This window comes from Sphingobium amiense, assembly GCF_003967075.1.
GTDB lineage: Bacteria > Pseudomonadota > Alphaproteobacteria > Sphingomonadales > Sphingomonadaceae > Sphingobium > Sphingobium amiense.
In genome coordinates this window covers 37,547-56,677 of sequence record NZ_AP018665.1, presented here as the reverse complement: position 1 = coordinate 56,677, position 19,131 = coordinate 37,547, and the positions used below count along the sequence as shown (strand labels likewise).

The following is a 19,131-nucleotide window of genomic DNA, read 5'->3' as shown; positions in this document are numbered from 1 at the left end:
GATGGCTGCCAAGGAAGTGAAGTTCGCCTCGGACGCGCGCGATCGCATGCTGCGCGGCGTCGATACGCTGGCCAACGCCGTCAAGGTGACGCTCGGTCCCAAGGGCCGCAATGTGGTCATCGAGAAGAGCTTCGGCGCGCCGCGCATCACCAAGGACGGCGTCACCGTCGCCAAGGAAATCGAACTGAAGGACAAGTTCGAGAATATGGGCGCACAGATGCTGCGTGAGGTCGCCAACAAGCAGAACGACAAGGCCGGTGACGGCACGACCACCGCCACCGTGCTGGCCCAGTCCATCGTGCGCGAAGGCTCGAAGGCGGTCGCGGCAGGGATGAATCCCATGGACCTGAAGCGCGGCATCGACCTCGCCGTGACGACGGTCGTCGAGGACCTCAAGGCGCACGCGAAGAAGGTCTCGGCCAACAGCGAGATCGCCCAGGTCGCGACCATCTCGGCCAATGGCGATGCCGAAGTGGGCACTATCCTCGCAGAAGCGATGGAAAAGGTCGGCAATGAGGGTGTCATCACCGTCGAAGAGGCCAAGAGCCTCGCGACCGAACTCGAGACCGTCGAGGGCATGCAGTTCGATCGCGGCTATCTCTCGCCTTACTTCGTGACCAACGCCGAGAAACTGAAGGTCGAGCTCGAGGATCCCTACATCCTCATCCACGAGAAGAAGCTTTCGAACCTCCAGGCGCTCATTCCGCTGCTCGAGCAGGTGGTGCAGTCGGGCCGGCCGCTGCTCATCATCGCCGAGGACGTGGAAGGCGAAGCGCTCGCCACGCTCGTCGTCAATAAGCTGCGCGGCGGCCTCAAGGTCGCGGCCGTCAAGGCGCCGGGCTTTGGCGATCGTCGCAAGGCCATGCTTGAGGACATCGCGGTTCTCACCGCCGGCAGCGTGGTCAGCGAGGAACTCGGCACCAAGCTCGAGAACGTCACGCTCGGCATGCTCGGCCGCGCCAAGAAGGTCATCATCGACAAGGACAACACCACGGTCGTCGATGGCGCCGGCGCGCGCGAGGAGATCGACGCCCGTGTGGCGCAGATCCGGGCGCAGATCGAGACGACCACCAGCGACTATGACCGCGAGAAGCTCCAGGAGCGCGTGGCCAAGCTTGCCGGCGGCGTTGCCGTGATCCGCGTGGGCGGCGCGACCGAGGTCGAGGTCAAGGAGAAGAAGGACCGGGTTGACGACGCGCTGCACGCGACCCGCGCCGCTGTCGAGGAAGGCATTCTGCCGGGCGGCGGCATCGCGCTGCTCCGCGCGTTGAAGGCGCTCGACGGCCTCAAGGCAGCCAATGACGACCAGCAGTCCGGTATCGACATCATTCGCCGCGCCCTGCGCGCGCCGGTGCGCCAGATCTGCGACAATGCCGGTGAGGACGGCGCGTTCATCGTAGGCAAGCTGCTCGAAAGCGACGACTATAACTGGGGCTTCAACGCCGCGAGCGGCCAGTATGAGGACCTGGTGAAGTCGGGTGTCATCGATCCCGCCAAGGTCGTGCGCACCGCGCTGCAGGATGCGGCCTCGGTCGCATCCCTGCTCATCACGACCGAAGCGCTGGTCGCCGAGCTACCCAAGGATGAGAAGGCCGCGCCCATGCCGGCCATGGACTACTGATCCTCCACCGACAGGGCCGGCGCGGCCGGCCCTGTCACCTCATCATTATTCAGCATAGCGAGAGGGATTTCCGGGCTTTCTTACAGGATTGCGCGCAGCCTCCTCGTGCGTGCTGCCCAGGAAAAGTGGCTCGGATATGCGCTCGATTATTCCTGTTATCCTGTCCGGCGGGTCCGGTACGCGCCTCTGGCCGATTTCGACCGCGGCCAGCCCCAAGCAATTCATTGCGCTCGCCGGCGAGGAGAGCCTGCTCCAGCAGACAGTTCGGCGTGCTCGCGCCGCAGGCCTTGTCCAGGCACCGATCCTGATCGCCAATCGCGGTCACGACGCGCTGCTCGGCGAGCAATTGCGCGCCATCCACTGCATGCCCGCCCGGCTCATCTTCGAGCCCGTCGGTCGCAATACGGCGCCTGCTATCGCGATGGCGGCGCTCGAGGCGCCCAGTCCGGACGCGCTGCTCCTTGTTATGCCCAGCGATCATGTCATCGCCGATGTGCCAGCTTTCGCCGCCGCGATAGAACGCGCGGCGCCGCAGGCGGCCGCCGGATGGCTCGTCACCTTCGGCATCACGCCGGACCATCCCGAGACGGGCTATGGCTACATCCGCTGCGGCGAAGCGATCTGCCAAGGCGTTCATCAGGTCGATCGCTTCGTCGAGAAGCCCGATAGCGACCGCGCTGCCCGGATGATCGCTGAAGGCGGTCACTGCTGGAAAGCCGGCATATTCCTCCTGCGCGCCGATGCCTTTCTCGAGGCCATGCGCCTGCATGCCCCGGCAATGCTGACTGCTGTCGAGGCCGCGCTGGCGTCGGCAACGCGGGAAGGCCGGCGCATCGATCCCGACGCTGACGCCTTTGCCGCCATTCCCGCGGACTCGATTGACTACGCCGTCCTGGAAAAAGCCGCGCGTGTCGCCGTCGTGCCGACGGCGATGGGATGGTCGGATCTGGGCAGCTGGGATGCGCTTCATGCGATTGGCAGCCGCGACGAAGCCGACAATCTCTCGGAGGGCGAGGTAAAGGCGCTCGACAGCCGGAACTGCCTGTTCAAGAGCACCGGGCCACGCATCGCCGCGATCGGCGTTTCCGACCTCATCGTCGTAGCCACCGGCGACACGGTGCTAATCGCGCCGCGCGGGCGTTCGCAGGACGTTCGGCGCCTTGCCGGACAGGAGAGCCCTTCCGCCACCCGCGAGGCCGCCACGGCATCCTGACCCTCAAACGCATCATCCCTGGGAGAACCGATCGATGCTGATAGAAACCTGTCTGGAACGCGAAGAGCCAGCCGACACCGCCCCCGAGGCCGGGGGCTGGGCGGAAAGGCTGACGCCCCGCTATGTCGCCAAGCCCTGGGGCCGGCGCGACGGCCTGCCGGCGCCGGACGAGGCGCAGCCGCTGGGCGAAATGATCTTCGAAGCGCCGGATGCGGGCCTGACGATCAAATGGCTGCAGACGAGCGAGCCGCTGTCGGTCCAGGTCCATCCACAGGGGCCCGGCCGCAAGCATGAATGGTGGCATGTCACCGAGGCGCTCCCGGGCGCCTATCTCGATCTCGGGCTCGAGGCGCCCGCTTCGCGTCAGGCGATCGCCCAAGCGGCCCGCGACGGAACGCTACCCTCGCTGCTTCGGCGAATTCGTCCGCGGGCAGGGGACAGCTTCTACATCAGAGCCGGGACGATCCATGCGCTCGGGCCCGGCCTCACCGTCCTCGAGGTCCAGGAGCACAGCGATGTGACCTATCGCCTCTTCGATTATGGGCGACCGCGCGAGCTTCACCTCGCCCAGGCCCTGTTCGAAGCGCGCACCGAGGTCGAGCCGGTGGAAGCCTTGCCCGGCGCAGGCGCGCCCTTCGCTCTCTCGCAGTTCGCCCTCAACCCGGGCGGCCAGGTCGTCCTCGTGCCCGAGCGCGCCTGTCTGGCCGTCCTGTCGGGCGAGGGCACGATAGCCGGCCGGCCCTTCGCGGCCAACCAATGCTGGCTCACGCACGGACCGGTCGCGCTGCATGCCGACACGCCCGCCCGCCTCGTTCTCGCCGAGCCCCGCTCCGCTCGGTCCACACTTGCTGAAGGAGATCTGTTGCCATGACTATCGATCTGACGCCGCCGCCGGTGCGCCATGTCGCACTCATCGGCAATTTCCCCCCGCGCCGCTGCGGTATAGCAACTTTCACGGCGGATCTGCACGCCGCGCTGAAAGCCGGCGATCCGGATCTCACCATCTCGACGATCGCGCTCAACGACCCCGGCGTGCATCACGATTATCCCCGCGAAGTCGGCTATGAGATCGCGCAGGATAATCTCTCCGACTATGTTGCGGCGGCGGAGCATATTAACGCGCTCAATCCCGACATCGTATGCCTTCAGCACGAGTTCGGGATCTTCGGGGGCGAGGCGGGCGACCATCTCCTTTCCCTCGTCGACAGACTGCGTGCGCCGATCGTGACCACGCTGCACACCGTGCTGACCGATCCCACGGCGGACCAGCGACGCGTGATGGACGCGCTGGCGCAGGCCTCCTCGCGGATCATCGTCATGACTGAGATGGGTCGCACCATCCTTGCCCGCGACATGGGCGTCCCGGCGAACAAGATCGTGGTGATTCCCCATGGCATTCCCGATATGCCGTTCCTCGACCCGGCTTTCGAAAAGCACCGCTTCGGGCTCGACGGGCGGCGCGTGGCGCTCACCTTCGGCCTGCTCTCGCCCAACAAGGGCATCGAGGTGATGATCTCGGCGCTGCCGCAGCTGGTGCGCGATCATCCCGATCTCATCTATGTGGTGCTCGGCGCAACCCATCCGCATCTGGTGGCCCGCGAGGGCGAAGCCTATCGCGAGGACCTTGCCCGGCAGGTCAGCGCGCTCGGGCTCGAGCGCAACGTCCGTTTCGTCAACGAATATGTCGATACGCACACCCTGCAAGCCTGGCTGTCGGCCTGCGACATCTACGTCACTCCCTATCTGACCGAAGCGCAGATCACGAGCGGCACGCTCTCCTACAGCGTGGGGCTCGGTAAGGCGGTCGTATCGACGCCCTACTGGCACGCACAGGAACTTTTGTCCGACGGATGCGGCGTGCTGGTTCCCTTCGCCTCGCCGGACGCCCTGGCGAAGGCGGTGGGCGACCTGCTGGGTGACGGTCGGCGCCGCGACGAATTACGGCGTAGCGCCTACCAGGCGGGGCGCGCCATGACATGGCCGGTGGTCGGCGGCAGCTATCTGTCGCTCTTCGCCCAGGCCCGGCTGGGCTCTCCCCTGGCGACCACGCTCGTCGGTTTGCGCCCGTCCGTCACGCCGGCGCCAGAGCCTTCGCTCGATGCTATCGATCGCATGACGGATGGTTGCGGCATGCTGCAGCATAGCCGCTCCAAGGTGCCGGACCGCCGACACGGCTATTGTCTGGACGATAATGCCCGGGCGCTGATGCTCGCAAGCGAATTTGCCCTGGAAGGGCTGGATACGCCGCGCGCAGCACGCCTTGCCAACATCTACGCGTCCTTTGTCGATTTCGCCTGGGACGAGGATGCGGGCCGCTTCCGCAACTTCATGGGCTATGATCGGGACTGGCTCGAGACGGAAGGGTCGCAGGACAGCTTCGGCCGCGGACTCTGGGCGCTGGGTCGGACCGCGCAGGCAACCGATGACCATGGTCTCAAGCTCTGGGCCACGGCGCTCGCCGACAAGGTTATTCCGGCGAGCAGCTTTCTGCAGAGCCCGCGCGCCCAGGCTTTCGCGACTTCCGGGCTTGCCGCGTTCTTGGCGGTCTATCCCGGCCATCGTCCCGCCCGTTTGCTGATGGAGACCTTCTCGGTCCGCCTGCTGGAACTGCTGCGCGCCAATCGCCGGGACGACTGGATCTGGTTCGAGCCGGTGCTGGCCTATGACAATGCGCGCCTCCCCGAAGCGCTGCTGCGCGCGGGCCGTGCGCTCGCGCGCCCCGATATGGTCGATGAAGCGATCGAGGCGCTTGCGTGGCTAGCCGAGCGCCAAACCGCGAAGGAAGGCCATTTCCGTCCGATCGGGACAGAGAGCTTCGGGCTCCCCCATGAAACGCCGCAGGCGTTCGACCAGCAGCCGCTTGAAGCCTGGGCCACGATCGAGGCTTGCGCCCTGGCGTTCGAGACGACCGGCGACGCCCAATGGCTCACCCATGTCGAGACCGCCTATGCCTGGTATCTGGGCGCCAACGATCTGGGTCTGCGACTGGCCTTGCCCGACGGCGGCTGTTTCGACGGCCTGCAGGTCGATCGGGTCAACCTCAACCAGGGCGCCGAATCCATTCTCGCCTGGCAGTTTGCAGCGCTTGGTGTGCGCCGACTGAGGGCCAGGAGCGACGGGTCGCAGAACCGGGAAGAGGGACAGGAGGAGGGGAGCGTCGCTGCATGTCGCTGATCCAGTCGATTCCCTTGCGGCTGCGGCCCAACCCGGCGCGGGTGGTCGTCCGGCCCTTGCAGATCGCGCCTGAACCACGCGATCTCAGCCCCGTCCAGAATGAGCGCATGCATCGCATCATCAATGGTGTGCGCGCCATGGAGGGCGCGACGGTGGACCGGGAACTGGCCGTCATCCTCGCCGATTTCGGGAACCGCCACCGCGAAATCCGCAGGGTGTTCGAAGAGCGCTTCGAGCAGGTCGCGCGCGAGGTGGAGCTGGCAGACAGTCTATCGCCCTCGGTTCGCCAGTTGATCGGCGCCTATTTCTGCCATGAATATTCGTTTGGCGCAGCGGCGGTGATGAACCCCAGCATCGTGCCGCATCCTGACCAGACTGGCGTACCGGAGGGCGGCTTGCGTTTCGTCCTGTCGCTGCGGGCGGTAGGCGAGGGGCATATCTCCTCGATCACCTTTCGCGAGGGCCTAATCCTACCGTGCGGCACGATCGAGATGGCGCCGGAACCCGATTTCGCGATTGCCGCGCGGCCCGAGACCGGGCCTGGCGGTGAAGTCCGCTTCACTCGGCACGTCGAGGGGATGCGGCTCGATGAGACCGTGCTCTTTCCCGCAACGCCCGCCCAGCGCAACGGGCTCGAGGATCTTCGCCTGGTGCGCTTCACCGATGACGACGCATCGACCTGCTATTACGGCACCTATACCGCCTATAGCGGCGCGGCGATCGCCTCGGAGCTTTTCGTCACCCGCGATTTCGAAACCTTTGCATTGCAGACGCTGACGGGTCCGGCGGCGCGGAACAAGGGCATGGCTCTGTTCCCCCGCCGGTTCGGCGGCGATTATCTGATGATCGGCCGGCAGGACAATGAAAGCCTGTTCCTGTTGCGCTCGCCCGATCTGCATCACTGGGAGGAAGGCGAGCGGATTCTGGGACCGCATTATCCTTGGGAACTGGTTCAGATGGGCAATTGCGGCGCGCCGATTGAGCTTGAGGAAGGTTGGCTCGTCCTCACCCACGGCGTGGGCGCGATGCGCAAATATGCCATTGGCGCGGTGCTGCTGGACAAGGATGATCCCTCGCGGGTCATCGGCCGCTCGGCGGTGCCACTCCTGTCGCCTTCCGATGAGGACCGGGAAGGCTATGTTCCTAATGTCGTCTATACATGCGGGGCGATCGCGCATGGCGGAAGGCTGTTCATGCCCTATGGCGTTGCCGATACGTCGGTAAGCTTTGCCAGGATCGAGATAGCCGATCTGCTCGCCGCGCTGCGCGCGCCCGACAGCATGGATTTGCTCAATGACAACGAACTGGAGTGGCGGGGCCATGAACGCATTGCCGAATGACATGAAGGTAGATGACTCCCCGCCGAGCGAGGGTGCCGCTCTCAAAAGCGTGCGCACCCTGATGGCGCAAAGCGGTGTTCCTTTTGGCACGAGCGGCGTCAGGGGACCCGTCTCGGCCATGACCGACGCGCTCTGTTTTGCCTATACCAGCGCATTCCTCCAGTATTTGCGATCGATCGATGAGTTTGCCCCGGGCCAGCCCGTGGCGCTGGCCGGCGATCTGCGTCCCAGCACACCGCGGATCGTGCAGGCCTGTGCGGCGGCGGTCCGCGCCGCCGGCGGCGTGTTGGTGAACTGCGGGCTCGTGCCGACGCCGGCGCTGGCCTATTACGCGCTGGGCCGCAAGATGCCCTCGATCATGGTGACGGGAAGCCATATTCCGGCTGATCGTAACGGGATCAAATTCTACCGGCCGACAGGCGAGGTCCTCAAGTCGGACGAGGCCGGCATGCTCGAGCAGCGGGTCTCACCCGACGACAGCCTTTTCGATGCGTCGGGCACGCTCCTGAGCGCTGAACCGCTGCCTCCGACCGTCGAGATCACAAGCGCCTATCGCGATCGGTACGTCGGCTTCTTCGGCGCGGACGCACTCAAGGGCGTGACAGTCGGGGTCTACCAACATTCCGCGGTGGGGCAGGACGTCCTGGTGAGCGTGCTCGAGGCGCTCGGCGCCATCGTGCTGCCATTCGGCCGATCCGAAAGCTTTGTGCCGGTCGACACCGAAGCCATTCGCGATGAGGACATCATTCTGGCGCACGCGTGGGCGAACGACCACACGGTCGATGCGATCGTGTCGACGGACGGGGACTCGGACCGGCCGCTCGTCGCCGACGCGCAGGGGACTTGGCTTCGCGGTGATATCACCGCCCTGCTGTGCGCTCGCGCGCTTGGCGCGGACCGCGTCGTGACCCCGGTGAGCAGCAATAGCGCGGCCGAGCTTTCAGGCGCGTTTGTCGCGGTTCGGCGGACGCGGATCGGTTCACCCTATGTGATCGCCGCCATGCAGGAGGAGATCGCGGCCGACCCGGGCGCGATCGTCTGCGGTTATGAGGCCAATGGCAGCGTCCTGCTCGGCTCGACGGTGCTCGACGGTGACCATCCGCTGGATGCCCTTCCCACGCGCGACGCTGTCTTGCCGATCGTTTCGGTACTCGCGGCCGCCAGGCGAAGCAGCGTCGCGGAACTGGTCGCGAGCCTGCCGCAGCGCGCGACCCATAGCGACCGCCTCCCGGATGTGGCTCCGGCGCAAAGCGCGGCGCTTCTGGGCTGGCTCAGGGAGGGATCAGCCGAGGAGCAACGGGCGCGCATCGAAACCTGTTTCGGTACGATTGGCGGCCAGGTGGTGGAGATCGACACCACCGATGGTCTGCGCGTGACATTCGACCGCGGCGTCGTCATCCATCTGCGCGCGTCGGGCAATGCGCCGGAACTGCGCTGCTACACCGAGGCGACGACCGCTGCTGCCGCGGAGGACCTGAGCCGGTGCGCGCTGATCATCCTTCGCGACGAATTGTTGCCTCTTTCTCATCCAGATTGAAAGCAAAGCCGGCGGCATCAGTTTGCCTTTCATCGCGATGATCATGGAGCGCGAGGCGGGCGTGCGCCTGTAAGACAGCGACCGTGAGAGCAGGCTGCGAAGATGCTGCTGGCTACCATGACCTTCCGGGCGTAACTCCGTATGAACAGTCTGGAGCCGCGCTTGACCGAAAACATAAAAATACCTGACACCTATGAAGACATATTTGTGGGGGACAGCGAGATGGCCCGGCTGCTGCGTGTCCATGATTGGACCGCAACGCCGCTTGGTTCTCCGCAACACTGGCCCGACGGGCTCAAGGTCGCGTTGCGCCTGTTGCTGACGTCGAAATTCGAAATGTGGCTCGGTTGGGGGCCCGACATCCATTTCTTCTACAACGACGCCTACCGGCCGACACTGGGCAACAAACACCCGCGCTCTATTGCCATGCCGACGCGCGAGCTGTGGGCCGAGATCTGGGACGACATCAAAGGACGTCTCGAAACGGTCTACCAGAAGGGCGAGGCGACCTGGGACCGCGCTCTTCTGCTCATCCTGGAGCGCGCGGGATATCCCGAGGAGACCTATCACACCTTTTCCTACAGCCCCCTCCTGGGCGACCGGGGGACGGTCGAGGGCGTGTTTTGCGCGGTCAGTGAGGAGACCGACCGGGTCATCAGCGAACGGCGGCTGGAATCGCTGCGCCAGCTCGCGTTGGCCCTTGCAGGCGCCCAAGGGCATGAGGCCGTGCTCGACGCTGTCGAGGCGGAGCTCGCGCGCAACGATCGCGACATGCCCTTTGCGCTTGTCTACCTTTTCGACGAAACGGGCGCCCCTGTCCTGGCGCGCAACTGCGCGGGGATGGATCCCGATCACCCCTGCGCGCATGCAGCAGGTGCGGCGGAAGGTCCCTGGGGGGTCAAGCGGGTTCAGCTCGATTGGACCGCTCCCCTAATCGACGAATGGACGCACGCCGATCTCCCAACCGGATCCTGGGACCGTCCGCCCACCAAGAGCGCCGTCGTTCCCCTGGTCGATCGCGGGAACGACCGGCCACTGGGCGCCCTCGTGGTCGGCCTCAATCCATATCGTCCCGCCGGTGAGCAATATCTGAGTTTCCTCGAATTGCTTGCCGGCCAGATCACCGCAGGCCTGACGAGCAGCTATGCCTTCGAAGCGGAACGTGAGCGCGCGGCGGCGCTGGCGGAAGTCGCCACGATGCGCGAGGAAGCCTCGCGCGTCCTCGAACAGGCGAACCGCCAGCTGATCTCGGAGGTGGAACTGCGAACGCAGGAGCGCGATCGCATTCGCCGGCTCTTCCGCCAAGCCCCGAGCTTCATGTGCATCTTGAAGGGCCCTGACCATGTCTTCGACATGGTCAACGACGCCTATCAGCAACTTGTCGGCCATCGCGATGTGGTCGGCATGCCCCTTCGCGACGGGCTTCCTGAAATAGCCGGGCAGGGTTTCATCGAGCTGCTGGACAGGGTGTACCAGACCGGCGAGCCCTTTGTGGGCCGCAATCTCGAAGCCCATCTCCAGCGCACGCCGGAGGGGCCGCTCGAGACCCGCTTCGTGAACCTCATCTATCAGCCGATCGTCGAGCCGGACGGCAGTGTCTCGGGCATCTTTGTCGACGGCTACGACGTGACGCATCAGAAGCGCGCGGAGGACCAGCTCCACAATCTCAACGAGACGCTCGAACACAGGGTCGAGCAGCGCACTGAAGAACTCGGCACGGCCCTTGGCCGGCTGCAGCGCGAAACGCTGGACCGCGAGGCTGCCGAAGCGGCGCTGCGCCAGTCGCAGAAGCTCGAAGCGCTCGGCAAGCTGACGGGCGGCGTTGCACATGATTTCAACAATCTGCTGCAGGTGGTGAGCGGAAACCTCCAGCTGCTGTCGCGCGACATTGCAGGAAATGAGCGCGCCGAGCAGCGTGTGCAGAATGCGTTGGCAGGCGTCTCGCGCGGCGCGAAGCTCGCCTCGCAGCTCCTCGCCTTCGGCCGCAGACAACCGCTCGAGCCCAAGGTGGTCAATTTGGGCCGCCTCATCAACAATATGGACGATCTCCTGCGCCGGGTCATCGGCGAGGATGTCGAGATCGAGACCATCGTGAGCGGCGGATTGTGGAACTGCCTCGTGGATCCGGGTCAGATCGAAAACGCCATCCTCAATCTGGCGATCAATGCGCGAGATGCCATGCCGGATGGCGGCCGCCTGACGATCGAGGCGGCCAACGCCTGGCTCGATGATGACTATGCCCGCCAGCACGACGAAGTCACCGCCGGGCAATATGTGATGGTGGCCGTTACTGATACCGGCACAGGCATGGCGCCGGAAATCATCGACCAGGTCTTCGAACCATTTTTCAGTACCAAGCCGGAAGGCAAGGGGACGGGGCTTGGTCTTTCAATGGTCCATGGCCTCGTCAAGCAGTCGGGTGGCCATATCAAGATCTACAGCGAGGTGGGTGAGGGCACGACAATCAAGCTCTACCTGCGCCGCGAGACTGCCCGGGAAGACATACTCACCGATACGAGCACGGGACCGGTGCGGGGCGGCTCCGAGACGGTCCTCGTGGTGGAGGACGACGATGCCGTCCGCGAGACCGCCGTCTGCCTGCTGTCCGAACTTGGATACCGGGTGCTGAAGGCGCGCGACGCGCAAAGCGCGCTCACCGTCATCGAGAGTGGCGTGCCGATGGATCTTCTCTTCACTGACGTCGTCATGCCCGGCCCGCTGCGTAGTCCCGAACTTGCGCGCCGAGCGAAGGAACGGCTGCCGAACCTCGCGGTGCTCTTCACCTCGGGCTATACTGAGAACGCGATCGTGCATCATGGCCGGCTCGATCCGGGGGTCGAGCTTCTTTCCAAGCCCTACACGCGCGAAGCGCTTGCCCGCAAAGTCCGCCACGTGCTGGCCAACGAAGCACAGCACCGATTGATCGCGAAGGGCGGCGGAAACGCACCGGAGCCATCGCCCTCGCCGGCGTCCCAGCCCGTGCGGGAGGCCCGCACCCTCCGTATCCTCCTTGTCGAAGACGACGGACTGATCCGCTTCAACACCGCGGACATGCTCGCCGATCTTGGCCATGCCGTCCTGGAAGCCGAGGACGCCGAAGCTGCCGAAGCGCTGCTGGGGCAAAACGAGGTCGACCTTGTCCTGACCGATGTCGGCTTGCCCAAGGCGTCCGGCATCGACCTTGCCAGGACCGTCAAGGCGCGTGTCCCCGCGCCAGCGATCATTTTCGCCAGCGGCGATGGCAGCGGCATTTCATCCACCGAATTTCCCGATGCCGCAATCCTGCTCAAGCCTTACAGTCAGGAGGATCTGCGCCGTGTGGTGTCGGCGATCTCCCTCGACCCAGCGAAGAGTGATCCCGCATAGCGGGATAGCGGGGAGTCATCGGACGACAAATGCCACATCTCACGCCATGGCGGCGAGGAATTTGTGATGCTCTTCAGGGGATGCACCCTTACCGGAGCCAAGGAGCGCCTTGACCGGCTGCGCGAGAGCCTCGCCGAGCGGCGTCTGGTCAACCGGCACAATGACGAGCCCTTCGGCCAGATTACCTTCTCGGCGAGCGTGGCTGACGTCTTCGATCATCCCGACCCGCGCACTGCGCTCAAGGCCGCCGACGAGGCGCTTTATGCGGCCAATGACCGGGGGCCGCAATCAGATCCGCGTCGCGCCCAAGCCGGGCACCGCTCGCTAAAAGGTCAGGAGCGCGCTTGCCGCAGGACGTCCCGGACCACCGACGCGGGAACCGCGAAACCGATGCCGACATTGCCTTCGAACGGCGCCAGGATCGCCGTGTTGATTGGCCCAGTCGGCCCGAAGCTGCGATTTTGGCCATGTTGAAGAACAAAGATTGAACATGGCGATCTACCAGGCTCGCTCTTGTCCTCCAATCTCGTAAACATCGGTCTCGATCGAGCACCTGTAGCTCTCTGCGATGTTGAACATCTCTGTCTGGAGAGATGCGATCTCATCATCGAGGCTGACGCCATCGGCACCCTGATCATAGGCGACGGTCAGCGTGTAATCGCAGTTCCCGGTCTTTTGCATCTGGTAATCCCGCTCCAGCATCGCCTCAATGCGCTCGCGAGCGGGCTTTCTGCCACGACCATGCTTGTTGAAGTTCTCGATGGTCAGATGCAGGGCGATGGTGACAGAAGGCGGCTTTTCCGGCAGCCCGATCCTTGAAGGAATGACGTCAAGCGCCCGATAGACGGTCATTCTTGAGATCTTGAGGTCGCGCGCGACGCTGGCCTTGCTCGCGCCGGCGGTGATCCGGCGTCGGATTTCATCGTCATCGATGTTTTTCTTCCGGCCTTTGTAGACGCCTTCGGCGCGCGCCGCCTCGATCCCGGCGCGCTGCCGGTCCTTGATGAACGTCAGTTCCATGTCCGCGACCATGCCCAGAATGGTGATCACCATCCGCCCCATGCTTCCGGCCGTCGTCACCTCCGGCTCAAGCACCCGCAATGAGGCTCCCTTCTGGTCGAGTTCATGAACCAGATTGAGAACATCGCGTGTGGAGCGACCGAGCCGATCGAGACGCAGGACGACGAGTTCGTCATCGGCGCGCAGGAACTGCATGATCGTCTCAAGCTCCGTGCGTCCAGTGCGCGATGCGCCCGAGCCTGTTTCGGAGCGGAGGATTTCACAGCCCGCTGCCTTCAACCGGGCAACCTGGATGTCGAGATCCTGGTCGATGGTGCTGACGCGGGCGTAGCCGACGCGGGTCATGGGCAAATCCGTCACATTAGGGTGGCTTTGCCCTCGTACAGTAACATTGGTGACGGAACCACCCTTTTGTGACATGTCGTATATGTCACTTCCGATCGTCACGTTCGGGTGCACCCAAATGGTGCGAGCGGAAAGGCCCCGGTCAGGCAGCAAGCCGCCCAAAATCGATCCGGCTATTCAGATCGAGGTCGAAGCGGCCATAAGGATTGACGTGGCTGTAAATCAGCGGTGTGAGGCCGCGATAATCATCCGGCGTCATCCGGCCCGTCCATTTCGGTTCCACCAGCACGCTCTGAAGCATTCGGGTGTTCACATAGACAAGCGACGCTTGCAGCAAATGTAGCGCCAGGACCGAGAGCTGCTGCTCATCGATGCGGTTAGTGGCGATCTCGCCGCCCTTGCCGAAGAAAACGAACCCATTGGCACTGTTCCAGTTTTCAACGACATTCAGGCCTTCATGAATTTCGCGGCGGAAGGACTCCTCGCGCAGATACCGGCACAGGAAGATCGTCTTGACCGCGCGGCCCAGCTCACTCAACGCCTTGTAGGTCGGGTGCATCACCTCGGAGCGGCTAAACCGGCGCAGGATCGCCTCCGGGTCGGCGGTTTTTGTCTGCATCGCGGCTGCATATTTGACCATCTCGTCATATTGCTGCTCGATCTCATCCCAGTTGATCGGACTGGAGAGGATCGGCTGCAAGTGGGGAAGCCGCGTTCGCATGCCGACATCGGGAAGAGCCAGCTTCTGGCGAGCGATCGCTTTCAGGCGGGGTGCAAGCTCAAATCCGAGAAGCCGGCAAAATGCAAAGCCAACCGCGCTTTGGCCATGACTATCAACATATTGTCGCTGGATTTCCATGTCGGTGCAATGGCGCAGCACGCCCTCGATCATGGAGGCGACCTCGGAGGAAGAGCAGCGCTTGAGCTGGGAATAGACGCATGTCGCGCGTCGTTCGACATGCCAGTAGATCATGACGCCCCGTCCACCATAACGCGCATGCCATTCCGTCATCAGGTTGCGATCCCAGGCTCCGAACTTTGTGGAATCTGACGCACAGGCCGTGCCGGCGTCCCCCCAGACTGCAGCATTGCGGATTGCCAGGGTCGCATTCGCAACCCTGGCACACGCCTCCTTGAGCGCCGCGGCATGAACGAAGCGGCGATGGACATGCAGCAGCTCTTCATAGCTGACATCGGGGGTGGCGCCGGCGATCCGCTTGAGCCCGGCATTCGTTCCCAGGCCGTAGAGGCATAGCAGGAGACGTTGATCCAGCGCGGTTTTCGGCAGTGCAACACGCGAGGCCGATGTTTCGAACGCTTCGAGAAGTCCCGTATCAAGGGCAGCCTCCTTCAGTACGTCGAGCAGCCCGGTCATCGGCCAGCGTTGGCCGATCTCGGTCTTGATCGAGGCGAGACCCCTGGGTTCGGGCAAGGGTTTGAACGGGGTGAGAGATATACGGTTCTCGCCGCGCCACAGCAGCCGAACCTTGTCGTTCCGGGGAATATTGGCATTGAGGAGCAACAGTTCCTGAGCAAGCTCTTCCCGGATGGCGCTTGAAAATGCACGCGCATCCGCCGTCAGGTTCAATCCTGTGTAATATGCTTCTCGCCGCGCATCGAAGTCCTTGGGAAGATCGTCATCGGGATTGCGGTATCGGTCCGCCCCGACAACCCAGATTTCCTTAGAACGGATGCGATCGCGCAGTTGCGCGAGGACACAAAGCTCATAACTGATCCGGTTTACGCGCCCCTCTTCATCAATGACGGAACTGCGCCATCTCGCCGGAATGACCTCGTCGACCGGCACTGCGTGCGGCGGCACGTAGCGGCATCCATCATCCACTTTGCTTCTGATCCAGTCCAGGGCCGCCAGCACCGGACGCCACACGGCGTTGTTCGACCGGAACTCCAGTGCCGAAAGCAGGCTTGGCAGCATACGGCGATAATGATTGGCCCATGACCTCCGCATCACCTTGTAGATCCGCCGATCCAAGGCGCCCTTTGCCTGGCTTTCCTTGATGATCGCCGCCAGTTTGTCCTTGCCGGCGATTGGGAAAATGACATCGCAGATGCGCCCGGATGGATCGTCGATCGAAGCGCTGGCAATCTCGACCAGGAGTCGCTCCTTGCCATAGACCCGCTCGATGTCTTTCGCGATATCGCCCACCACCTTGCGTTTCGAGCGCGATCCGATCTTATGGACCGTCTCGATCAGCAGGTCGACCATCGCATCCGTAAGCTGAGCTTCCCGCGCCATCAGATAAACGGCATAGAGCCCGAGCTGGCGCGCCGGTACATGCCGGCGCATCTCCGAGGCTTTCTCGCCGGCAACCCGGCGAACGATCTGATCGACCCATGCCTTGCCCGTGACCGATAGGAAATCTCGGGGAAGAGCAAGCCGTTGGATAAAGGCGAGTTTGGCGGTCACGCCAAGAATGTTTTCGAGCGTCGCCTGACCTGCATCCCCCTTCATCGTGTTGAAGCCGGTCGGGCCATCGGGATCGGCGAGCGAGGCTTCCAGCAAGGCGACCGCATCCGGCGCAAGCCGATCGCGGACTCGGGCCAACAGGGCCTCCAGATAGAGGTGTCGTTGCGAACGGACGAGGCGTTCCAGCTCCTTGCGCGACGGCCCATAGATACGGCGGTCGCGGCACCACAGGAAAACATGCTCGAGCATGGCATTGATCGGCTGCCCGCCCGCACAAAGATCGTCGGAAATCCACCTCGACAACGCCCTGCGATCCGTCTGCGTCATACGGCGGAACCCGAGATGCCGCAAAATCTCCGCGCAATGCCGGCGGGCGGTGCGCCCGGAAAAATCATAGTGGTTCACGGATTTGGCATCGAGACCAAGTTGCTCCGCCAGATACAAGACACCGTCGGAGGGTATCGACGCATGATCCGGCACAAAGAAGCCATGCCCGGCGAAAAATCTAAGCTGAACCGCCAATCCCAGTCGTGCCGTCTCCGCTTTGCCGGTCACGAACGCGATGTCCGAAAAACTCAGGCTCCAGGAGCCGATCAGATCCCCACTCGAAACGCCAAGGCTCATAACGCCGCTCCCTTATCGGAGCGGAACGTCGTTCCTCGCATGGGCGATCGTCAACAACAACCAGCCCGTTCCCGACGTGTTCTCCAAGATGACCAAAATCGCAGCTTCGGGCCGACTGGGCCTATTACGCCGACGGCATGCGTGATCTGCCCGAAGACAGGCGGCTTGCGATCCTCGCTGTCTGCACCCTGGAATGGCGGTCATCGCTGGCCGATGTCATCGTGGAGACCCACGATCGCATCGTAGGCCGTCTCTATCGGGCCTCCGAACGCCTTTGCAACACCAGGATCGCCGACGAAAAGGCGGCCGTTCGGGACACGCTGAAGTCCTTTGCCGAAATCGGTGGTGCTTTGCTTGGAGCGCAGGACGATGGCACGGCCCTGGACGGGATAATCGCCACCGGGCCTGGCTGGGAACGGTTCAGAACCCTTGTCGCCACGGCCTCCGCGCTGACCAACGTGCTCGCGGCCGACCCGCTCAGCCGTGTGCTGGACGGCTATCACCGTTTCCGCCTCTACGCGCCCAGGATGCTGCGCCTGCTCGACATGCAGGCGGCGCCGATCGCCACGCCTCTTCTGGCGGCCGTTGCGATGCTGCGTAACGGGATCAAGGTCGATCCGCCGGTGGATTTTCTACGTCCCAACTCGAAATGGCATCGTCATCTTCGCGCTGAGCCCAGCGGCGACCACCGGCTTTGGGAAATCGCGGTGCTGTTCCACATCCGCGACGCCTTCCGGTCCGGTGACATATGGTTGGCGGGATCGCGCCGCTATGGCGACCTCAAGCAGCTTCTGGTCCCGCCACAGGCGATAGAGCAGACCGCGCGGCTCGCCGTGCCGCTGCGACCCGGCGAATGGCTGGCCGAGCGCAGGGCTCGACTGGATACACGGCTGAAGGAGTTTGGCCGCGCGGCGCGAACCGGCACGATCCCAGGCGGCATCATCGAGAACGGCAAGCTGCACATCGACAAGCTGAGGGCCGACACGCCCGAAGGGGCCGAGGATCTCGTGCTCGATCTCTATCAACAGCTCCCGCCCGCGAGGATCACCGATCTGTTGCTGGAAGTCGATGAGCGAACCGGATTTTCCGAGGCGTTCACGCATCTGCGCACCGGCGCGCCCTGCAGCGACCGGATCGGCCTGATGAACGTGTTGCTGGCGGAAGGCGTCAATCTCGGTTTGCGCAAGATGGCGGCGGCGACCAACACGCACAGCTTCTGGGAATTGCTGCGGATCGCGCGCTGGCATGTCGAAGGCAGCGCCTATGATCGGGCGCTCGCCATGATCGTGGAGGCCCACGCCGCCCTGCCCATGGCCGCCTTCTGGGGACAAGGGCAATCGGCATCCAGCGACGGGCAGTTCTTCCTTGCTACCGAGCAGGGCGAGGCGATGAATCTGATCAACGCGAAATATGGCAACGTCCCGGGCCTCAAGGGATACAGCCATGTGTCCGATCAATATGCGCCGTTCGCAACCCAGGTGATCCCGGCAACGGTCAGCGAGGCTCCCTATATCCTGGACGGGCTGCTCATGAATGACGCGGGCCGCCGCGTTCGCCAGCATTTTGCCGACACGGGCGGCTTCACCGATCATGTGTTCGCCGCCTGCGCCTTGCTCGGCTACAGGTTCGCCCCCCGTATCCGCGATCTCCCTCAGAAAAGACTCTATGCCTTCACGCCCAACGCGACGCCGGCCAATGTGCGAGCGCTGGTCGGAGGTAAGATCAATGAACCGCTCATCGAGCGCAACTGGCCCGACATCCTGCGCATCATGGCGACGATCGCAGCGGGGATCGTCGCCCCCAGCCAGATTCTTCGCAAGCTCGCCTCTTACCCGCGCCAGAATGAGCTGGCCCTCGCATTGCGAGAGGTGGGCCGCATCGAGCGAACCCTGTTCATGATCGACTGGATTCTTGATGCCGGCCTCCAGCGCCAGGCTCAGATCGGCCTCAACAAGGGTGAGGCCCACCACGCCCTAAAGCGCGCCATCAGCTTCCACCGCCGAGGTGAAATCCGGGATCGATCCGGCGAAGGCCAGCACTATCGCATCGCCGGAATGAACCTGCTCGCCGCCATCATCATATTCTGGAACACCATGAAGCTCGGCGAGGTCGTCAATACCCGGGCCGCCAGCGGTACCCATATCGCGCCTGATCTACTCGCCCACGTCTCGCCGTTGGGATGGGAACACATCAATCTAACCGGGGAATATCGCTGGCCCAAATCCTTAGCGTAGGATTCCGCCCCCTCCCGCAAACGCCCCCTGAGGGTTCGGCGTATCGCGGACTTATCCACAGTCAGGCTACCCCAAAACTCACCGTTCGCGTTCTGATTCAGAGATTCTTCTTAGATTCAAGATTCAAGAGGCCTCAAACCCGCAGAAAACCTTGAAAAATTGCCTTGAAAAGTGAGTGTTGGGGTCGAGTCCGGTGAGTTTTTGGGTAGCCGCCAAATCGACGGTGAGT

10 protein-coding genes and 1 pseudogene are annotated in these 19,131 nt (G+C 63.7%); 9 read left to right on the top strand and 2 right to left on the bottom strand.

What is annotated here, in order from left to right; all coding sequences use genetic code 11:
• Position 1 precedes the first annotated feature (1 nt).
• From groL to SAMIE_RS23855, 8 genes are all read left to right on the top strand, one after another.
• Entirely contained in the window at positions 2-1,621 is a 1,620-nt protein-coding gene (gene groL, locus SAMIE_RS20525) for a chaperonin GroEL (protein ID WP_008829923.1), read from the top strand.
• 136 nt (positions 1,622-1,757) lie between these two features.
• Complete coding sequence (locus SAMIE_RS20520) at positions 1,758-2,834, top strand: mannose-1-phosphate guanylyltransferase/mannose-6-phosphate isomerase (protein ID WP_066701764.1); 1,077 nt, start codon at positions 1,758-1,760, stop codon at positions 2,832-2,834.
• 34 nt (positions 2,835-2,868) lie between these two features.
• Positions 2,869-3,705, top strand: a complete 837-nt coding sequence (locus SAMIE_RS20515) for a class I mannose-6-phosphate isomerase (protein ID WP_066701766.1) — start codon at positions 2,869-2,871, stop codon at positions 3,703-3,705.
• Positions 3,702-6,008 (top strand): glycosyltransferase family 4 protein, encoded by a 2,307-nt coding sequence (locus SAMIE_RS20510; protein WP_066701769.1) that lies wholly within the window; start codon positions 3,702-3,704, stop codon positions 6,006-6,008. Before SAMIE_RS20515 ends, SAMIE_RS20510 begins: the two co-directional genes overlap by 4 nt.
• The gene (locus tag SAMIE_RS20505; protein WP_066701770.1) at positions 5,999-7,348 is read left to right on the top strand and encodes a glycoside hydrolase family 130 protein; all 1,350 of its coding nucleotides are present in this window, start codon (positions 5,999-6,001) and stop codon (positions 7,346-7,348) included. The genes SAMIE_RS20510 and SAMIE_RS20505 overlap by 10 nt, the downstream gene beginning before the upstream one ends.
• On the top strand, positions 7,329-8,885 hold the full coding sequence (locus SAMIE_RS20500; protein WP_083952558.1) for a phosphomannomutase: 1,557 nt from the start codon (positions 7,329-7,331) through the stop codon (positions 8,883-8,885). Before SAMIE_RS20505 ends, SAMIE_RS20500 begins: the two co-directional genes overlap by 20 nt.
• A 222-nt stretch (positions 8,886-9,107) precedes the next feature.
• Complete coding sequence (locus SAMIE_RS20495; protein WP_066701793.1) at positions 9,108-12,251, top strand: response regulator; 3,144 nt, start codon at positions 9,108-9,110, stop codon at positions 12,249-12,251.
• Positions 12,252-12,317: 66 nt separating this feature from the next.
• Positions 12,318-12,725: a nucleotidyl cyclase domain-containing protein gene (locus SAMIE_RS23855; RefSeq protein ID WP_232037461.1), complete on the top strand. Its 408-nt coding sequence runs from the start codon at positions 12,318-12,320 to the stop codon at positions 12,723-12,725.
• A 24-nt stretch (positions 12,726-12,749) separates the two neighbouring features.
• Here SAMIE_RS23855 and SAMIE_RS20480 read toward each other — a convergent pair whose 3' ends face one another.
• Together SAMIE_RS20480 and SAMIE_RS20475 are read right to left on the bottom strand one after the other, a co-directional pair.
• Entirely contained in the window at positions 12,750-13,616 is an 867-nt protein-coding gene (locus tag SAMIE_RS20480; protein WP_006961816.1) for a recombinase family protein, read from the bottom strand.
• 142 nt (positions 13,617-13,758) lie between these two features.
• Entirely contained in the window at positions 13,759-16,668 is a 2,910-nt protein-coding gene (locus SAMIE_RS20475; protein WP_006961814.1) for a Tn3 family transposase, read from the bottom strand.
• A gap of 122 nt (positions 16,669-16,790) precedes the next feature.
• Here SAMIE_RS20475 and SAMIE_RS20470 point away from each other — a divergent pair.
• Positions 16,791-18,902: pseudogene (locus SAMIE_RS20470) on the top strand (Tn3 family transposase); the annotation flags it as partial.
• Positions 18,903-19,131 lie beyond the last annotated feature (229 nt).

Excerpts from the sequence above, each read along its gene's own strand:
- groL (WP_008829923.1), top strand. The coding sequence starts at position 2 with ATGGCTGCCAAGGAAGTGAAGTTCGCCTCGGACGCGCGCGATCGCATG.
- SAMIE_RS20520 (WP_066701764.1), top strand. The coding sequence starts at position 1,758 with ATGCGCTCGATTATTCCTGTTATCCTGTCCGGCGGGTCCGGTACGCGC.
- SAMIE_RS20515 (WP_066701766.1), top strand. The coding sequence starts at position 2,869 with ATGCTGATAGAAACCTGTCTGGAACGCGAAGAGCCAGCCGACACCGCC.
- SAMIE_RS20510 (WP_066701769.1), top strand. The coding sequence starts at position 3,702 with ATGACTATCGATCTGACGCCGCCGCCGGTGCGCCATGTCGCACTCATC.
- SAMIE_RS20505 (WP_066701770.1), top strand. The coding sequence starts at position 5,999 with ATGTCGCTGATCCAGTCGATTCCCTTGCGGCTGCGGCCCAACCCGGCG.
- SAMIE_RS20500 (WP_083952558.1), top strand. The coding sequence starts at position 7,329 with ATGAACGCATTGCCGAATGACATGAAGGTAGATGACTCCCCGCCGAGC.
- SAMIE_RS20495 (WP_066701793.1), top strand. The coding sequence starts at position 9,108 with ATGGCCCGGCTGCTGCGTGTCCATGATTGGACCGCAACGCCGCTTGGT.
- SAMIE_RS23855 (WP_232037461.1), top strand. The coding sequence starts at position 12,318 with ATGCTCTTCAGGGGATGCACCCTTACCGGAGCCAAGGAGCGCCTTGAC.
- SAMIE_RS20480 (WP_006961816.1), bottom strand. The coding sequence starts at position 13,616 with ATGACCCGCGTCGGCTACGCCCGCGTCAGCACCATCGACCAGGATCTC.
- SAMIE_RS20475 (WP_006961814.1), bottom strand. The coding sequence starts at position 16,668 with ATGAGCCTTGGCGTTTCGAGTGGGGATCTGATCGGCTCCTGGAGCCTG.